The organism is Actinoplanes sp. NPDC026619, assembly GCF_040638295.1.
GTDB lineage: Bacteria > Actinomycetota > Actinomycetes > Mycobacteriales > Micromonosporaceae > Actinoplanes.
On record NZ_JBEZYA010000011.1, the window covers coordinates 65,567 to 81,319 of the forward strand.

The window sequence follows — 15,753 nt, forward strand, 5'->3', positions numbered from 1 at the left end:
GGCATCGTGCGGATCGGGATCGTTTCGCCCTATTCCTTCGACGTGCCCGGCGGCGTGCAGAACCACATCATGGATCTCTCCGAGGCGCTGATCACCCTCGGCCACGAGGTCAGCGTGCTGGCGCCGGCCGACGAGGACGCCGACCTGCCGCCGTACGTCGTGCCGGCCGGCCGGGCGGTCCCGTTCCCCTACAACGGGTCGGTCGCCCGGATCGCGTTCGGGCCGGTGTCCACCGCCCGGGTGCGGCGCTGGCTGAACCGGGGCAACTTCGACGTGCTGCACGTGCACGAGCCGCTGGCCCTCTCGCTGTCGATGCTGGCCGTCCTCTCCGCCCGCGGGCCGGTCGTCGCCACGTTCCACACCGCGATGACCCGGTCACGGGCGCTGTCGGTCGCCCAGGGCCTGCTCCAGCTCGTGATCGAGAAGATCACCGCGCGGATCGCGGTCAGCGAGCTGGCCCGCAAGGTGCAGGTCGAGCACCTCGGCGGGGGAGCGGTGGAGATCCCGAACGGGGTGGCGGTGGCGAAGTTCGCCTCGGCCCGGCCGATGGACGGCTGGCCGGGCAGCGGCGGCACGCTCGGCTTCCTCGGCCGGTTCACCGAGCCGCGCAAGGGCTTCGACATCCTGCGGGCGGCGTTCGTCCCGCTGGCTCAGGCGCGGCCGGATCTGCGACTTCTGGTGGCCGGGCCGGGAGATCGCGACGATCTCTATGCCGAGTTCCCGGCTTCCCTGCACGATCGGGTGACATTCCTCGGTTTGGTGTCAGAAGCGGACAAAGCTCGCATGCTACGCAGCGTGGATGTCTACGTCGCGCCCAACACCGGCGGCGAGAGCTTCGGGATGATCCTCACCGAGGCGATGGCGGCCGGCACTGCGATCGCCGCCAGCGACCTCGACGCGTTCCGCCGGGTGCTCGACGGCGGCCGGGCCGGGGCGCTCTTCCCCACCGGCGACGCCGACGCGCTCACCCAGCTGCTGGGCGAACTGCTCGACGACCCGGCCCGCCGCTCCACGCTGATCGCCGCGGGGCACACCGCCGTCGCCGCCTTCGACTGGACCAGCGTCGCGCAGCGGGTCCTCGAGGTCTACGCCGCCGCGATCGAGGCCACCGACGGGCGCGTCTTCGACGAAGAGTGGTCGGAACCACGGTCGGCCACCTGACCGTTCGTCATCCCGGGGAACTACGATGCCCGGCATGTGGTGGGTGCTGGGGGTGGTCGCGTTCGTCGTTCTGCTCGCCACCTACCTCGGCTGGACGGCCCACCGGGTGGAGCGGGTGCACGTGCGCGCCCAGTCCGCCGAGCGGGCCCTCGACGCCCACCTGCTGCGCCGGGCCGCCGCCGCCGCGGTGGTCGCCGAGGAGGAGGACAACGTCGAGCTCTACGCCTCCGCGCGGCTGGCTCTCGACGCCGACCCCGACGAGCGCGAGCAGGCCGAGAACGACCTCACCCGCCAGTTGCACACGGCCGCGCCGTTCGGGCCCGGCCTGCCCGAACGCCAGCTTCTCGCGGCGAGCCGGCGGGTGATGCTGGCCCGCCAGGTGCACACCGATCAGGTCCGCGACGCGCTGACCGCCCGCCATCGCCCACTGGTGCGGGCGCTCGGTCTGGCGCGGCGTTACCCCCGCCCGCAGTACTTCGACATCGAGGACCCGGCGCTGCCCGAGCGGGCGATCGAGGTGCCGTCGCCGGCCACCCCGACCGCCCCGCTCGAGTCCGTCTGACCTACCAGCCGCGCTCGGCGAGCCGGTGCGGCTGCGGGATGTCGTCGACGTTGATGCCGACCATGGCCTCACCCAGGCCGCGCGACACCTTGGCGATCACGTCCGGGTCGTCGTGGAACGTGACGGCCTTGACGATCGCGGCGGCCCGCTGCGCCGGGTTGCCCGACTTGAAGATGCCGGAGCCGACGAACACGCCCTCGGCGCCGAGCTGCATCATCATCGCCGCGTCGGCCGGGGTCGCGATGCCGCCCGCGGTGAACAGCACGACCGGCAGCTTGCCCGCCTCGGCGATCTCCTTGACCAGGTCGTACGGCGCCTGCAGCTCCTTCGCGGCGACGAACAACTCGTCCTCCGGCAGGGTCTGCAGCCGGCGGATCTCCTGCCGGATCTTGCGCATGTGGGTCGTCGCGTTGGACACGTCGCCGGTGCCCGCCTCGCCCTTCGAGCGGATCATCGCAGCGCCCTCGGTGATCCGCCGCAGCGCCTCACCCAGGTTGGTGGCGCCGCACACGAACGGCACCGTGAACTGCCACTTGTCGATGTGGTTGGCGTAGTCGGCCGGGGTCAGCACCTCGGACTCGTCGACGTAGTCGACGCCGAGCGACTGCAGCACCTGGGCCTCGACGAAGTGCCCGATGCGGGCCTTGGCCATCACCGGGATGGACACGGCGCTGATGATGCCGTCGACCATGTCCGGGTCCGACATGCGGGAGACGCCACCCTGGGCGCGGATGTCGGCCGGCACACGCTCGAGCGCCATGACGGCCACGGCTCCGGCGTCCTCGGCGATCTTCGCCTGCTCGGGCGTGACAACATCCATGATCACGCCGCCCTTGAGCATCTCCGCCATGCCGCGCTTGACGCGCGCGGTCCCGACGGCGGGCTGGTTATCGGTAGACATGGTGTATCGGCTCCTCAAGCGGGGTTTTCGGTAATACGGATCGTACGCACGAAGACACCCCCGACCGATGGCCAATCGACCCCCCGGTGGCCTGCGCCTGAGGGTTTTCGGCCCGGCGAACCCGATTGCAACCGTTTGGCAGATTCAGGAGGCCACCCTGCCCTTCGTCCCGAAAGCGGCAGCCTGCGGCGCGCTGACCGTCTTCAGAATTTCGCGAGGTCGGCCGGGGTGAAGGCCTTCGGCTCGACCAGGGTCAGCCAGTTCCCGGTGTTGTCGCGCATGACGGCTTCTACTCCGTACGGGCGGTCCGCCGGTTCCTGAATGAACGCGACCCCGGCCGCCGACAGTTCGGCGAAGGTCTGGCGGCAGTCGTCGACCTTGAGCCCCAGGCCGCCCATCTGCCCCGACTCCAACTGACCGCGAACGAAGCCGGCGGCCTCGGGGGAGAGCGGCGGGCCCGGCGTCATCAGGGTCACCTCGATCTCCGGCTGGGCCGGATGGGCGATCGTCACCCAGCGGAAATCGCCCATCGTGGCGTCCACCCGTGCCTCGAAGCCCAGGTGGCGGACGTAGAAGTCACGGGTGGCGCTCTGGTCCAGGCAGTAGACGGTGACCAGCGAGATGTTCTGAATCATGCCCCGACGCTAGGCCCGTCCGGCCCGCCTGCGCTTCTTCCGGATTGCGGTATCACCCCGCGCATGAAGAGATGGCAGCCCGGAATCAGGTGCGCCTGGTCGGCCCAGCGACGCTGATAGGCGGCCGGGCTCTCGCCGACCAGCTCGCTGAATCGGGACGAGAACGAACCCAGCGACGTGTAGCCGACGATCATGCAGACCTCGGTGACGCTGAGGTTCGCGTACCGCAAGAGGTCCTGCGCCCGCGCGATCCGGCGCTGCGAGAGATAGCTGATGGGGGTCTGGCCGTAGGCCGCGCGGAATGCGCGGACCAAGTGGAACCGCGACATTCCGGCCATGACGGCGAGCCGGCTCAGCGTGATCGGCTCGGCATGGTGTCGATCGAGATGGTCCCGAACCCTGCGGATGGCGAACACTCACAGACCCTAAGCTGGGACGGATGAACATCGGAGTGCTGGCCCTGCAGGGCGATGTCCGGGAACATCTCGCCGCCCTCGCCGAGAGTGATGTGCTGGCCCGGCCGATCCGGCGGCCGGAGGAGCTCGCTGACGTCGAGGCGCTGGTGCTTCCCGGCGGCGAGTCGACGGCCATCAGCAACCTGGCGGTGTCGTTCGGGCTGCTCGACCCGATTCGCAAGCGGATCGCCGACGGGATGCCGGTCTACGGGTCCTGCGCCGGCATGATCATGCTGGCCGCGAACGTGCTGGACGGGCGGCCCGACCAGGAATCGTTCCAGGGGATCGAGATGACCGTGCGGCGCAACGCGTTCGGGCGGCAGGTCGACTCGTTCGAGGCGGCGGTGACGATCGACGACATTGCGGGCGAAGATTTTCACGCGGTCTTCATCCGGGCGCCATGGGTCGAAGAGGTCGGCGACGACGTGCGAGTGTTGGGGCGCGTCAAGGATGGGCCGGCCGCCGGTAGGATTGTCGCCGTTCGGCAGGGGAACCTGCTCGCCACGGCTTTCCACCCGGAGCTTACCGGAGACCTGCGCGTCCACCGGTACTTCGTCGAGATGGTCCGCCAGGCCGCAGACGCACGGTAGATCACGGAGGTTTTGCATGTCTGGCCACTCCAAATGGGCGACGACGAAGCACAAGAAGGCCGCCATCGACGCCAAGCGCGGCAAGATGTTCGCCAAGCTCATCAAGAACATCGAGGTCGCGGCGCGCACCGGCGGTGGTGATCCGAGTGGCAACCCCACGCTCTTCGACGCCATCCAGAAGGCGAAGAAGAGTTCCGTCCCCAACGACAACATCAGCAACGCGGTCAAGCGCGGCTCCGGCCTGGAGGCCGGCGGCGCCGACTGGCAGACGATCATGTACGAGGGGTACGGCCCGAACGGCGTAGCCATCCTGATCGAGTGCCTCACCGACAACCGCAACCGCGCCGCCACCGAGGTGCGCACCGCCCTGACCCGCAACGGCGGCACGTTCGCCGACGCCGGCAGCGTGTCCTACCTGTTCAACCGCAAGGGCGTGTTCATCGTCCCGAAGGGCGTGAGCAGCGAGGACGACCTGATGCTGGCCGTCCTCGACGCCGGCGCCGAGGAGATCAACGACCTGGGCGACTCGTTCGAGGTGGTCAGCGAGCCGACCGACCTGCCGGCGGTCCGCACGGCCCTGCAGGAGGCCGGCATCGAGTACGACTCGGCCGAGTCCTCCCTGGTCCCGACGATGACGGTGCCGGTCGACGAGGAAGCAGCCCGCAAGGTCTTCAAGCTGATCGACGCCCTCGAGGACTGCGACGACGTCCAGAACATCTTCGCGAACTTCGACGTCAGCGACGAGGTCATGGCCGCTATTGACGCGTGATGCCTGAGGTTCTCGGACGGGGCCGGTGCTGAATGCATCGGCCCCGTCCGTATATCTGAAGTCGTGTCCGGGCATCAGGTTCCGGGCAGGCGATACTTGTGTCACAGCCATGGCGGTGTGCGCGCGACAGAGGTTGACTAGTGACATCTGGTCTGGTGACCAGCAGGGTGAAGGGGTGTTGGCCACTATGCCGAGCATCAATCTGCCGCCCATCGAGGACCTCGATGTCGATGACCTTGCTTCCCTGCCCGAGGGATATCGCTACGAGCTGCACAACGGAAGTCTTGTCATCATGACGCCGTCCATCTACTGGCATAAGTGGATGGCCCGGCGTCTCGTGGACATGCTTTGCGCGGCCGGCCTCGAGGCTCTCCAGGACACCGGCGTTCGTGGCGAGCGGCCACGCGACAACCGCATTCCTGACGTCGGTGTGCTGACCGGCGATCTCGCCACTGTGGCTGAGGACGCAAATCTCCCGGGCTCGGCTTTCCAGCTAGTGGCGGAGATCGTTTCGGAGAACTCGATGAATGGCGAGTACACCGACAAAGCCCAGTGGTACGCGGAGCGCGGCATCCCCGAGTACTGGATTGTCGACCGGACGCCGGAACGTGCGCGCGACGACGGGTTGGTGCACCTTCACCGTCTGGCGCTCTCGGGCGCCGCCGCGCCGGCCTACGTTCGCGAGCGCACTGTCCGGCTCTCCGAGCTCGAGGCGGAGTTCAAAGCGAAGAATGAGAGTCTGTGAAACTCGCAACTTCGACGTCAGCGACGAGGTGTTCTGCGGTTGAAGCAGCGACGGATCGGTGAGGCGTCCCGGACCGACCTAATACGTGCTGGATAGCCAGGACATGTACTGGATCATGCCGCCTACCAGGAGGATGCCCGTTGCGGCCAGGCGGCCAATGCGGTGCCACTCGGACTTTCGGTAGGCCTTTACCCACGCTATGCCGGCGTCGGCCATCGAGGCGGTGGCGCTCCGTGCCGTACTCGGCAGGATCGTGGCCTTTCGTAACGCCAAGCTGGTCCGGCTCGATGGGGCCGCCGGCAGGTAGATCTGGGTGCGCAGCACGCGGATGTCGACCTCGTAGATCTGTTCGTCGCGCCACTGCTTGGTGCGGTGAGCCAGGCGCCTCTCCAGGTAGGCCGTCGCGGTGTCCTTGCCCGCGAGGCGGCCCCACCAGTAGAGGCGGCGCCAGTGGCCGGCCACGTCGGTGAGCACGTCCATGTAGAGGTGCGCGGCCTCGAAGTCGCCGCCGACCAGGCGGTCCGTCTCGTGGCGCAGGGCGGCCAGGTGGCCGGTAACGAAGGTGACGAACTCCGGTGGCGGGTCGTCGTCCATCGGCGGAACCAGATACATGGCTACCCCCAAAGCCTCGCGCACCCATCGTCGGAGCGTGTCGGTGCCGGGCGCAAGAGGGTTGCGTATTAGGGTGTCGAACACACGTACGTGAGGCAGGGGAGGTCCGTGTGCGCGTGCTCGGCGTCGACCCGGGGCTGACCCGGTGCGGGGTCGGTGTGGTCGATGGCGTGCCCGGCCGGCAATGCAAGCTGATCGGCTACTACGTGATCTACAGCGAACCCGACGAGGACATCTCGCTCCGGCTGCTGCATCTGGACCAGTCGCTGGCTGATCTGGTGGCCGAGCACAAGCCCGACAGCGTGGCCGTCGAGCGAGTGTTTTCCCAGCACAACGTGCGGACGGTGATGGGCACGGCGCAGGCCAGCGGCGTCGCGATCCTGGCCGGTGCGCGGGCCGGGCTGCCGGTGCAGACCTATACGCCGAGTGAGGTCAAGGCGGCCGTGACCGGCTCCGGCACGGCGGGCAAGGCGCAGGTGACCAGCATGGTCACCCGGCTGCTGGGGCTCGACGCGCCGCCGAAACCGGCCGATGCCGCCGACGCGCTCGCCCTCGCCATCTGCCACATCTGGCGTGGCGGGACCAAGGCGCGGATCGAGGCGGCGAAGGCAAAAGCCATGAAGAGCATGCGAGGAGCCCGACGATGATCGCGAGTGTGCGCGGCGTGGTGGCCGCGATCCTGCCGGACAGCGCGGTCGTCGAGGTGGGCGGCGTGGGCATGCAGGTGATGTGCGCGCCGGGCACGCTGGCCGGCCTGAAGGCCGGTGTCGAGTGCCGGCTGGCGACCAGCCTCGTGGTCCGGGAAGACTCGCTCACGCTGTACGGCTTCGCCGACGACGACGAGAAGCAGTTGTTCGAGCTGCTCCAGACCGCGAACGGGGTCGGCCCCCGGCTGGCCCAGGCGGTGCTGGCCGTGCACACCCCCGACGTGGTGCGCCGCGCGATCGCCGGCGCCGACCTGGCCACGCTCACCCGGGTGCCGGGCGTCGGCAAGAAGGGCGCCGAGAAGATGGTGATCGAGCTGCGCGACCGGATCGGCCCGATGCCGACGGCCGACGGCGCCCCGGCCGGCATGCTGCGCGGCGACTGGCAGGAGCAGGTGCGCCAGGGCGTGCTCGCGCTCGGCTGGACAGTGGCGCAGGCCGATCAGGCGGTGACCGCGGTCGCCGAGTCGATCGACGGCGAGGTGCCGTCGGTGCCGATCCTGCTCCGGCAGGCGATCCGGTTGCTGGGCAAGACTCGATGAGCGAGCTGGTCTCACCCGATGCCGGCGACGAGGAACTGGACGCCGAGGCGAGCGTCCGCCCGCGCCGGCTGGCCGAGTTCATCGCCCAGCACCGGGTTCGCGACCAGCTGGAACTGCTGCTGAAGGGTGCGATGGGCCGGGGCACGCCGCCCGACCACATTCTTTTGTCCGGCCCGCCGGGTTTGGGAAAGACGACGCTGGCCAACATCGTGGCGGCCGAGCTGGGCACCAGCATCCGGACGACGAGCGGCCCGGTGATCGAGCGGTCCGGCGATCTGGCCGCGATCCTCACCAGCCTCGCGCCGGGCGACGTGCTGTTCATCGACGAGATCCACCGGATCGCGAAGCCGGCCGAGGAGTTGCTCTACTCGGCGATGGAGGATTTCCGGGTCGACGTGATCGTGGGCAAGGGGCCGGGCGCGACCGCGATTCCGATCGACGTCGAGCCGTTCACTCTTGTGGGGGCCACGACACGCGCGGGACTACTTTCCGGTCCGATGCGAGATCGGTTCGGTTTCGTCGCGCATCTCGACTTCTACTCATCGGCCGATCTGGACTCTCTGCTGCACCGTTCGGCCCGGATTCTCGGGGTGCCGATCACGGCCGAGGGGGCGACGGAGATCGCCGGCCGCTCACGCGGCACGCCGCGTATCGCCAACCGCCTGCTGCGCCGGGTGCGAGATTATGCCGAGGTGCGGGCGGACGGGGTGGTCACCGAGGAAACCGCCCGCGAGGCCCTCAAGGTGTACGACGTGGACGCGCTCGGCCTGGACCGGCTGGACCGGGCCGTGCTGCGGGCGCTGATCGACTCGTTCCGGGGCGGCCCGGTCGGCCTGTCCACTCTTGCCGTGGCGGTCGGTGAGCAGTCCGACACGGTCGAGGAGGTCTGCGAGCCGTTCCTGGTGCGGGCCGGCCTGCTCGCGCGCACTCCGCGGGGCCGGGTGGCAACCGAGTCGGGCTGGCTGCATCTGGGCCGAACGCCCCCGTCGGGGGTGGCGCAGGGTGATCTGTTCGCCCGAGACGCCTGAAATCCGCTCGTAATGTGAACGTGATGTGTGCCGCATTCGGACTTCCCAGGTTGACCGATTAGACTCGCCGCGGTTCAACCGGGATGTGCATATCGCCCCGACGCGCCCATGTCGCGCTTCGGTGGCCTACGGAAGGCTTTCTAGTGGTTCACGCAGCAGCCGAGGGTGGCGCAGGCGGAAGCGGCTTCACAACGATCCTGTTCCTCCTTCTGCTCTTCGGTGTCGTCTATTTCCTGATGATCCGCCCGCAGCAGAAGCGTCGCCGCGAGGCGCAGACGATGCAGAACACGCTGGGTCCGGGCGACCAGATCGTGACCATCGGCGGCCTTCATGGCACAGTGGTAACCATCGATAGTGATCTGGCTACGCTGGAGGTCGCTCCCGGTGTCGTGGTGACGTTTGCCCGTCCGGCCATCGCTCGCGTGCTTCCGAAGGCCGAGCCCGTCGTTGAGACGGATGAGGATGTGCCGGTGGAAGACGAGCCGGTCGTCATCGAGGAGCCGGTGGCCGACGTCGACGACACGATCGCCGACAAGAGCAAGAAAGACTGAACAAAGCTTTCGAACCGGCCCGCGGCGCAGCCAGCCGTCGGGCCGATTCGTCCGGCCGCAGAACGGCCACTGCAATCTGATCGGCGCCGCCAGGGGAGCGGCCGACACGCACAGGGAGACCGAACGCCGTGGCACGACCACCACAGGGACAGATGCATCCCGGACGCCAACTTGGCGTGCTCGGCCTGGTCTTCGTCGTCCTGTATCTGCTTGTGTTCTTCGCCGGTGGCGCGAAGGGCAATTTCGCCGATCGACTCCACCCGAAGCTGGGTCTGGACCTCGTCGGCGGCACCCAGGCCACCTATATCGCGTCCGTGCAGGGCGGGCAGGACCCGTCGACGCAGAGCATGGAGCAGGCGCGGAACATCATCGAGAACCGCGTCAACGCGCTCGGTGTGTCCGAGGCCGAGGTCGTCATCCAGGGCAAGCGCAACATCGTGGTCTCGCTCGCCGGCAAGTCCGACGACCAGCTGAAAGACCTCGCGACGGCCGCCCAGATGCGTTTCCGCCTGCTGACCGGCGTGACCGGTGACGTCGCCGAGGCGGCGCTGAACCCGTCGACCGCGTCGCCGTCCGCCGCTGCTTCGGTGGCCCCGTCGGCCAGCACCTCGGCCAAGCCGACGGGCAGCGCGAGCGCCCCCGCGGTGAACGCCACGCCGTCGACCGGTGGCCAGGGTGGTGGCGAGGTCGTGAAGGCGCCGAGCCCGAGCTCGACGCCGAGCCCGACCGTCACCGCGACCCCCGACGCCGACAGCACCGTTCCGGTGCCCGGCCAGGAGGAGGTCACGGCCGCCGACGTGCAGAAGAAGATCGGCGCGGCGGTCTGGACCGCCGCGCAGAAGCTGACCGCGCCGGTCGACCTGTCGGCCGACCCGAAGGCCGGGCTGAACTACACCGGCTTCGGCAAGCTGAGCGGCCCCGAGGTCAACGCGCTGACGCCGGACATGCAGTTCAACATCCCGACGATCAGCTGCACCCAGCTGAACAACCGGCCCAACGGCGCGATCGACGACGTGAAGTCGAAGGTCGTCGCCTGCTACAACGGCGCCAAGATCATGCTGGACAAGGCCTCGGTGGTCGGTGACGACATCTCCAAGGCCTCGGCGCAGCTCGACCAGCAGAACGGTCAGTGGGTCGTCTCGCTCGACTTCAAGAGCGAGGGCCAGACCAAATGGACGGCCCTGACGCGTACGGCGTTCAACGCCACCACGACCGACCCCTGCTACACCGCCGCCCAGGCGTTGTATTCGAGCATCGAGCACTGCGCGGTCGCGGTGGTCCTCGACAAGAACGTCATCTCGGCGCCGCAGATCCAGGGCGTGCTCACCAGCACCTCGCAGATCACCGGGCAGTTCGACGCGGTCTCCGCCAAGCAGCTGGCCGACCAGCTGAACTTCGGCGCGATCCCGGTCACCTTCACCTCCGGCCCGGCGCAGACCGTCTCCGCGACGCTGGGCATCCAGCAGCTCAAGGCGGGCCTGCTGGCCGCCGCGATCGGCATGCTCCTGGTGGCGATCTACGCGTTCTTCTACTACCGCCTGCTCGGCTCGGTCATCTTCCTGAGCCTGATCCTGTCCGGTCTGCTGACCTTCGGCGCCCTGGTCTTCCTCGGCCGCACGATGGGCTTCACTCTGACGCTGGCCGGCATCGCCGGTTTCATCGTGTCACTGGGTGTGGCCGCAGACTCGTTCGTCATCTACTTCGAACGACTGAAGGACGAGATCCACGAGGGCAGGACTCCACGCTCCGCGGTGCCCCGGGCCTGGGCCCGAGCCCGCCGTACGATCATCTCGGCCAACACGATCACGATCATGGCCGCGGTGGTGCTCTACATCGTCTCGGTCGGCGCCGTGCAGGGCTTCGCGTTCGCGCTGGGTCTGTCCACCGTGCTCGACCTGCTCGTGGTGTTCCTCTTCCGGCACCCGATCATGACGATGTTCGCGAACACCAAGGCGTTCCTGTCGCCGCGGGTGAGCGGTCTCGGCCGCGTCCTGCGTCGCGCCCAGACCGATGTCAAGGAGGCCTGAGATGGCCGGTACCGGTTTCGCCAACCGCCTTTACCAGGGCGAAGCGAACGTCAACATCGTCGGCCGCCGTAAAACCTGGTTCATCGTCGCGGCCGTGCTGGTGCTGATCTCGATCGGCAGCTTCGTGTTCAAGCAGTTCGAGCTGGGCATCGAGTTTGCCGGTGGCACGTCGTTCAGCGTGCCGGCCAAGACCACCAGCGGCCAGGCTCTGACCCAGGACGAGGTCTCCCAGGCGGTCGACCGCGCGATCAAGTCGGTCGACTCGGGCGCCACGATCGGTGCCGCGCAGAAGGTCGACAGCGTCGGCAGCGCGGAGAGCTACTACACCGTCCGGGCCTCGGATCTGAGCGCCGCCCAGGCCGAGACGGCCAAGACGGCCGTCGTCGCCGACCTCGGCGTCAAGGCCGACGACGTCAGCGACGACCGGGTGTCGGCGGCGTGGGGCGGGCAGGTGACCAGGCAGGCCATCTACGGTCTGATCATCTTCCTGATCCTGGTCACGGCGTACCTGATCATCCGGTTCGAATGGCGGATGGCGGTGGCCGCGCTCTCCTCGCTGCTGCTCGACCTGATCCTCACCGCCGGCGTCTATTCGCTGGTCGGCTTCGAGGTCACGCCGTCCACGGTGATCGGCTTCCTGACGATCCTCGGTTATTCGCTGTACGACGTGGTGGTGGTGTTCGACAAGGTTCAGGAGAACACCCGCGGCATCACGGCGAGCAGCACCCGGACGTATTCGGAAGCGACGAACCTCGCGGTCAACCAGACCCTGATGCGTTCGATCAACACCGGTCTGGTGGCGCTGCTGCCGGTCGGCGGTCTGCTCTTCATCGGCGCCGGCCTGCTCGGCGCGGGCACGCTGAAGGACCTCGGCCTGGTGCTCTTCGTCGGCATGGGCTTCGGTGTCATCTCCTCGATCATGTTCGCGGCCCCGGTGCTGAGCGCGCTCAAGGACCAGGAGCCGAAGATCAAGGCGCACACCGCGCGGGTGCTGGCCCGGCGGGCCTCGGCCCGCTCCGGCGACGTGGCGCCGCGGGCCGAGCGTCAGCGCACGCCGAACGCCACCGAGTCGGACGAGGCCCCGGCGCTGGCCGGCACCTCGCCGCGCCCGGGCGCCCGCCCGACGGCGAAGCGGAACACCAACCGCAGCGGCCGTCCCGGCGGCGCCGGCAACCGCCCGAGCGGCGGCACCAAGCGCCGCTGATCCCACCTCGCGCGAAGGCCCGTCGTCCCGGAAGGGGCGGCGGGCCTTTAAGCTTTCCGCCGTGACTGAGACTCCGCGCGGCGACAGCGGTCCCGAACTTGCTTCCGTGGTCCTGGCCGGCACGGTCGACGTGCCCGACTTCCCGAAGCCGGGCATCGTCTTCAAGGACCTGATGCCGCTGTTCGCCGACGGCGCCGCGTTCCGCCGGGTGGTGGACGGCCTCGTCGAGCACTACGGACGGCACTCCTTCGACGTGGTGGCCGGGGTGGAGGCGCGCGGCTTCGTGGTGGCCGCCGCGATCGCGTACGCGACCGGCACCGGCGTGGTCCCGGTGCGCAAGGCAGGCAAGCTTCCCCGCAAGGCCCTGTCGGCCACGTACGAGCTCGAATACGGCGAGGCCACCCTCGAGGTGCACGAGGACGCTTTCATCGCCGGACAGCGCGTCCTGGTGGTCGACGACGTGCTCGCCACCGGTGGCACGGCCGGCGCCGCACTGGATCTGGTCGAGCGGGCCGGTGGCACGGTCGTGGGCTTCGCGGTGCTGATGGAGCTGGCGTTCCTGAAGGGCCGGGAGCGCCTCAGCCCCCGTACGCTGCACGCGCTGTTGACCGTTTGATCCGACTTCGTCCGCTGGATACCCGCTCTTTCGGAGGTTCGGCCGGGGCATCCGGGAAGTCTGTGCGGGTAGGATGGCGTTCCTAAGCAGGTGACCAACAGCAGGGGCTCTGGGATGAGCGAGCTTCACCGCCCGACGGTGACCCGCGAGGTTTCTTCCGATGGTGTGAGGAGTCCGGTGTCCAGCGACGTCGCACCTTCGGCGGAGGGCACGGTGCAGCCGGCCGACAACGAGGCCGGCTCGTCCGACTCGGCCGCCGAGGTGACCTCGCCCCGCCCGGCCGTGCCGGTGGCGGACCCCGAGGCCACCCAGCCGATGCCGCCCGGCGAAGAGGCGACCACCGGCTTCGGCGGTCTGGCCGGCGCCCCCACCGGGCGACGTGTCCGGGCCCGTTTGGCCCGCTTCAACGCGCCGTGGCAGAGCACGCAGGTCAGCGAGGTGCTCGAGCCGCTGATCGCGACGCACCGGGCCAGCCACCCCAAGGCCGACGGCCGCCAGTTGCAGCGCGCCTTCGACGTGGCCGCGCGCTGGCACTCGGGTCAATACCGCAAGTCCGGCGACCCCTACATCACGCACCCGCTGGCCGTGGCGACGATCCTGGCCAACCTCGGCATGGACACCACCACCCTGGTCGCGGCGCTGCTGCACGACACGATCGAGGACACCGACTACTCCCTCGATTCGATGAAGACCGACTTCGGCCCCGAGGTGGCGCTGCTGGTCGACGGCGTGACCAAGCTCGACCGGGTCAAGCTCGGTGACGCGGCCAAGGCCGAGACGATCCGCAAGATGGTCGTGGCGATGGCGAAAGACCCGCGGGTCCTGGTCATCAAGCTGGCCGACCGGCTGCACAACATGCGCACCCTGACCTTCCTGCCCCGCCCCAAGCAGGAGCAGAAGGCCAAGGAAACGCTGGAGATCCTGGCCCCGCTGGCCCACCGCCTCGGTATGAACACGATCAAGTGGGAGCTGGAAGACCTCGCCTTCGGCACGCTGTTCCCGAAGCGGTTCGAGGAGATCAACCGGCTGATCGGTGAGCACCAGCCGCAGCGGGAGGCGCTGCTGCGCCAGGTGACCAACCGGGTCGGCCTCGATCTCAAGTCGGCGAAGATCAAGGCCGAGGTGACCGGCCGCCCCAAGCACCTCTACTCGATCTACCAGAAGATGATCGTGCGGGGCCGCGACTTCAACGACATCTACGACCTGGTCGGCGTGCGCATCCTGGTCGACACGGTCCGCGACTGCTATGCCGCGCTGGGCGTCATCCACGCGAACTGGCAGCCGGTGCCGGGCCGGTTCAAGGACTACATCGCGATGCCGAAGTTCAACATGTACCAGTCGTTGCACACGACGGTCATCGGCCCGACCGGCAAGCCGGTCGAGATGCAGATCCGCACGTTCGCGATGCACCGTACGGCGGAGTTCGGCATCGCCGCCCACTGGAAGTACAAGGAGCAGAAGGGCGCGACGATTGTCGGCCCGCCGGCGCACATCGACGAGATGACCTGGCTGCGGCAGTTGCTCGACTGGCAGCGCGAGGCGAGCGACCCGTCCGAGTTCCTCGACGCGTTGCGCTTCGACCTCTCCAGCCAGGAGGTCTACGTCTTCACGCCCAAGGGCGACGTGATCCCGCTGCCCACGGGTTCCACCCCGGTCGACTTCGCGTACGCGGTGCACACCCAGGTCGGGCACAAGTGCATCGGCGCGCGGGTCAACGGCAAGCTGGTGCCGCTCGAGTCGACGCTGTCCAACGGCGACGTCATCGAGATCTTCACGTCGAAGTCGGCCACGGCCGGCCCGACGCAGGATTGGCTCGGCTTCGTCAAGAGCCCCCGCGCCCGCACCAAGATCCGGCAGTTCTTCAACAAGGAACGCCGCGAGGAAGCGATCGAGGACGGCAAGGAAGCGATCGTCAAGGCGATGCGCAAGCAGGGCCTGCCCCTGCAGCGCATGCTGACCAGCGAAAATCTGACGACGATCGCGCGTGACCTGCATCTGGCCGACGTCGCCTCGCTCTACGCGGCGGTGGGGGAGAGCACGGTCTCGGCCCAGTCGGTGGTGCAGAAGCTGGTGGCCGGCTTCGGGGGCGAGGAAGGCGCGGTCGAGGACATCGCCGAGACCGCCGTCGCGACCCGCCCGCCGCGCAACCGCAGCACCGCGCAAGATCCCGGCGTGGTGGTCAAGGGCGTCAGCGACGTGTGGGTCAAGCTGGCCCGCTGCTGCACCCCGGTGCCCGGCGACGTGGTGTTCGGCTTCGTCACCCGCTCCGGCGGGGTGAGCGTGCACCGGGAAGACTGCGCCAACGCGGAAGATCTGCGCGACCAGCTGGAACGCGTGGTCGAGGTGAGCTGGAAGCCGACGAGCGCGTCGACGTTCCTGGTGGCGATCCAGGTGGAGGCGCTCGACCGGCACAAGCTGCTGGCCGACGTGACCCGGGTGCTGTCCGAGGAGCGGGTCAACATCCTGTCGGCGACGGTGACCACGACCCGCGACCGGGTGGCGGTCAGCCGGTTCACGTTCGAGATGGCCGATCCTAAGCATCTCGGCCATCTGGTGGCCGCGGTCCGCAAGGTCGACGGGGTGTTTGACGCCTATCGGGTCACGTCTGGGGCCTGACCCTTCTTGCGCTGGGACGGTTGGGGGCCGGGGTG

The 15,753-nt window shown here is 68.7% G+C and carries 17 protein-coding genes; 13 read left to right on the forward strand and 4 right to left on the reverse strand.

Translation table 11 applies throughout. The features are described 5' to 3' along the window. Window positions 1-6 precede the first annotated feature (6 nt). Together AB0E90_RS23850 and AB0E90_RS23855 are read left to right on the forward strand one after the other, a co-directional pair. Window positions 7-1,161, forward strand: a complete 1,155-nt coding sequence (locus tag AB0E90_RS23850; protein ID WP_360409500.1) for a glycosyltransferase family 4 protein — start codon at window positions 7-9, stop codon at window positions 1,159-1,161. Window positions 1,162-1,186: 25 nt separating this feature from the next. Continuing rightward, complete coding sequence (locus AB0E90_RS23855; protein WP_360409503.1) at window positions 1,187-1,723, forward strand: hypothetical protein; 537 nt, start codon at window positions 1,187-1,189, stop codon at window positions 1,721-1,723. 1 nt (window position 1,724) lies between these two features. Here the strand turns inward: AB0E90_RS23855 and pdxS are convergent, their stop codons facing one another. The 3 genes from pdxS to AB0E90_RS23870 form a co-directional block, all read right to left on the reverse strand. Then, window positions 1,725-2,624 (reverse strand): pyridoxal 5'-phosphate synthase lyase subunit PdxS, encoded by a 900-nt coding sequence (gene pdxS / locus AB0E90_RS23860; protein ID WP_360409506.1) that lies wholly within the window; start codon window positions 2,622-2,624, stop codon window positions 1,725-1,727. Window positions 2,625-2,827: 203 nt separating this feature from the next. After that, window positions 2,828-3,259, reverse strand: coding sequence for a VOC family protein (locus tag AB0E90_RS23865; protein WP_360409509.1), 432 nt, complete (start codon window positions 3,257-3,259; stop codon window positions 2,828-2,830). Next, a complete protein-coding gene (locus tag AB0E90_RS23870; RefSeq protein ID WP_360409512.1) occupies window positions 3,256-3,675 on the reverse strand; it encodes an AraC family transcriptional regulator in 420 nt (139 codons plus the stop codon). Before AB0E90_RS23870 ends, AB0E90_RS23865 begins: the two co-directional genes overlap by 4 nt. 23 nt (window positions 3,676-3,698) lie before the next feature. On the opposite strand from AB0E90_RS23870, the gene pdxT reads away from it, so the two are divergent. From pdxT to AB0E90_RS23885, 3 genes are all read left to right on the forward strand, one after another. Beyond that, window positions 3,699-4,304, forward strand: coding sequence for a pyridoxal 5'-phosphate synthase glutaminase subunit PdxT (pdxT, locus tag AB0E90_RS23875; protein WP_360409515.1), 606 nt, complete (start codon window positions 3,699-3,701; stop codon window positions 4,302-4,304). 16 nt (window positions 4,305-4,320) lie between these two features. After that, the gene (locus AB0E90_RS23880) at window positions 4,321-5,073 is read left to right on the forward strand and encodes a YebC/PmpR family DNA-binding transcriptional regulator (RefSeq protein ID WP_360409518.1); all 753 of its coding nucleotides are present in this window, start codon (window positions 4,321-4,323) and stop codon (window positions 5,071-5,073) included. 187 nt (window positions 5,074-5,260) lie between these two features. Then, window positions 5,261-5,818 (forward strand): Uma2 family endonuclease, encoded by a 558-nt coding sequence (locus AB0E90_RS23885; RefSeq protein ID WP_360409521.1) that lies wholly within the window; start codon window positions 5,261-5,263, stop codon window positions 5,816-5,818. 78 nt (window positions 5,819-5,896) lie between these two features. On the opposite strand, the gene AB0E90_RS23890 is transcribed toward AB0E90_RS23885, so the two are convergent. Further along, window positions 5,897-6,430: a hypothetical protein gene (locus AB0E90_RS23890; protein WP_360409524.1), complete on the reverse strand. Its 534-nt coding sequence runs from the start codon at window positions 6,428-6,430 to the stop codon at window positions 5,897-5,899. Window positions 6,431-6,540: 110 nt separating this feature from the next. On the opposite strand from AB0E90_RS23890, the gene ruvC reads away from it, so the two are divergent. From ruvC to AB0E90_RS23930, 8 genes are all read left to right on the forward strand, one after another. After that, the gene (gene ruvC, locus AB0E90_RS23895) at window positions 6,541-7,077 is read left to right on the forward strand and encodes a crossover junction endodeoxyribonuclease RuvC (RefSeq protein WP_360409527.1); all 537 of its coding nucleotides are present in this window, start codon (window positions 6,541-6,543) and stop codon (window positions 7,075-7,077) included. Beyond that, entirely contained in the window at window positions 7,074-7,676 is a 603-nt protein-coding gene (ruvA, locus tag AB0E90_RS23900) for a Holliday junction branch migration protein RuvA (protein WP_360409530.1), read from the forward strand. Before ruvC ends, ruvA begins: the two co-directional genes overlap by 4 nt. Further along, entirely contained in the window at window positions 7,673-8,704 is a 1,032-nt protein-coding gene (gene ruvB, locus AB0E90_RS23905; RefSeq protein ID WP_360409533.1) for a Holliday junction branch migration DNA helicase RuvB, read from the forward strand. The genes ruvA and ruvB overlap by 4 nt, the downstream gene beginning before the upstream one ends. 143 nt (window positions 8,705-8,847) lie before the next feature. Continuing rightward, window positions 8,848-9,255 (forward strand): preprotein translocase subunit YajC, encoded by a 408-nt coding sequence (gene yajC / locus AB0E90_RS23910; protein ID WP_360409536.1) that lies wholly within the window; start codon window positions 8,848-8,850, stop codon window positions 9,253-9,255. Window positions 9,256-9,407: 152 nt separating this feature from the next. After that, on the forward strand, window positions 9,408-11,282 hold the full coding sequence (secD, locus tag AB0E90_RS23915) for a protein translocase subunit SecD (RefSeq protein ID WP_360409539.1): 1,875 nt from the start codon (window positions 9,408-9,410) through the stop codon (window positions 11,280-11,282). Between the two features lies 1 nt (window position 11,283). Then, window positions 11,284-12,486 (forward strand): protein translocase subunit SecF, encoded by a 1,203-nt coding sequence (gene secF / locus AB0E90_RS23920; RefSeq protein ID WP_360409542.1) that lies wholly within the window; start codon window positions 11,284-11,286, stop codon window positions 12,484-12,486. A gap of 61 nt (window positions 12,487-12,547) precedes the next feature. Further along, window positions 12,548-13,102 carry an adenine phosphoribosyltransferase gene (locus AB0E90_RS23925; protein ID WP_360409545.1) on the forward strand — a complete coding sequence of 185 codons (555 nt, stop codon included), beginning with the start codon at window positions 12,548-12,550 and terminating at the stop codon, window positions 13,100-13,102. A gap of 177 nt (window positions 13,103-13,279) precedes the next feature. After that, on the forward strand, window positions 13,280-15,718 hold the full coding sequence (locus AB0E90_RS23930; RefSeq protein WP_360409548.1) for a bifunctional (p)ppGpp synthetase/guanosine-3',5'-bis(diphosphate) 3'-pyrophosphohydrolase: 2,439 nt from the start codon (window positions 13,280-13,282) through the stop codon (window positions 15,716-15,718). Window positions 15,719-15,753 lie beyond the last annotated feature (35 nt).

Bases quoted from the DNA above. Each gene is read 5' to 3' on its own strand.
- AB0E90_RS23885 (WP_360409521.1), top strand. From the start codon at position 5,261: ATGCCGAGCATCAATCTGCCGCCCATCGAGGACCTCGATGTCGATGAC.
- ruvA (WP_360409530.1), top strand. From the start codon at position 7,074: ATGATCGCGAGTGTGCGCGGCGTGGTGGCCGCGATCCTGCCGGACAGC.
- secD (WP_360409539.1), top strand. From the start codon at position 9,408: ATGCATCCCGGACGCCAACTTGGCGTGCTCGGCCTGGTCTTCGTCGTC.
- pdxS (WP_360409506.1), bottom strand. From the start codon at position 2,624: ATGTCTACCGATAACCAGCCCGCCGTCGGGACCGCGCGCGTCAAGCGC.
- AB0E90_RS23865 (WP_360409509.1), bottom strand. From the start codon at position 3,259: ATGATTCAGAACATCTCGCTGGTCACCGTCTACTGCCTGGACCAGAGC.
- secF (WP_360409542.1), top strand. From the start codon at position 11,284: ATGGCCGGTACCGGTTTCGCCAACCGCCTTTACCAGGGCGAAGCGAAC.
- AB0E90_RS23855 (WP_360409503.1), top strand. From the start codon at position 1,187: ATGCCCGGCATGTGGTGGGTGCTGGGGGTGGTCGCGTTCGTCGTTCTG.
- AB0E90_RS23890 (WP_360409524.1), bottom strand. From the start codon at position 6,430: ATGTATCTGGTTCCGCCGATGGACGACGACCCGCCACCGGAGTTCGTC.
- AB0E90_RS23880 (WP_360409518.1), top strand. From the start codon at position 4,321: ATGTCTGGCCACTCCAAATGGGCGACGACGAAGCACAAGAAGGCCGCC.
- ruvB (WP_360409533.1), top strand. From the start codon at position 7,673: ATGAGCGAGCTGGTCTCACCCGATGCCGGCGACGAGGAACTGGACGCC.
- pdxT (WP_360409515.1), top strand. From the start codon at position 3,699: ATGAACATCGGAGTGCTGGCCCTGCAGGGCGATGTCCGGGAACATCTC.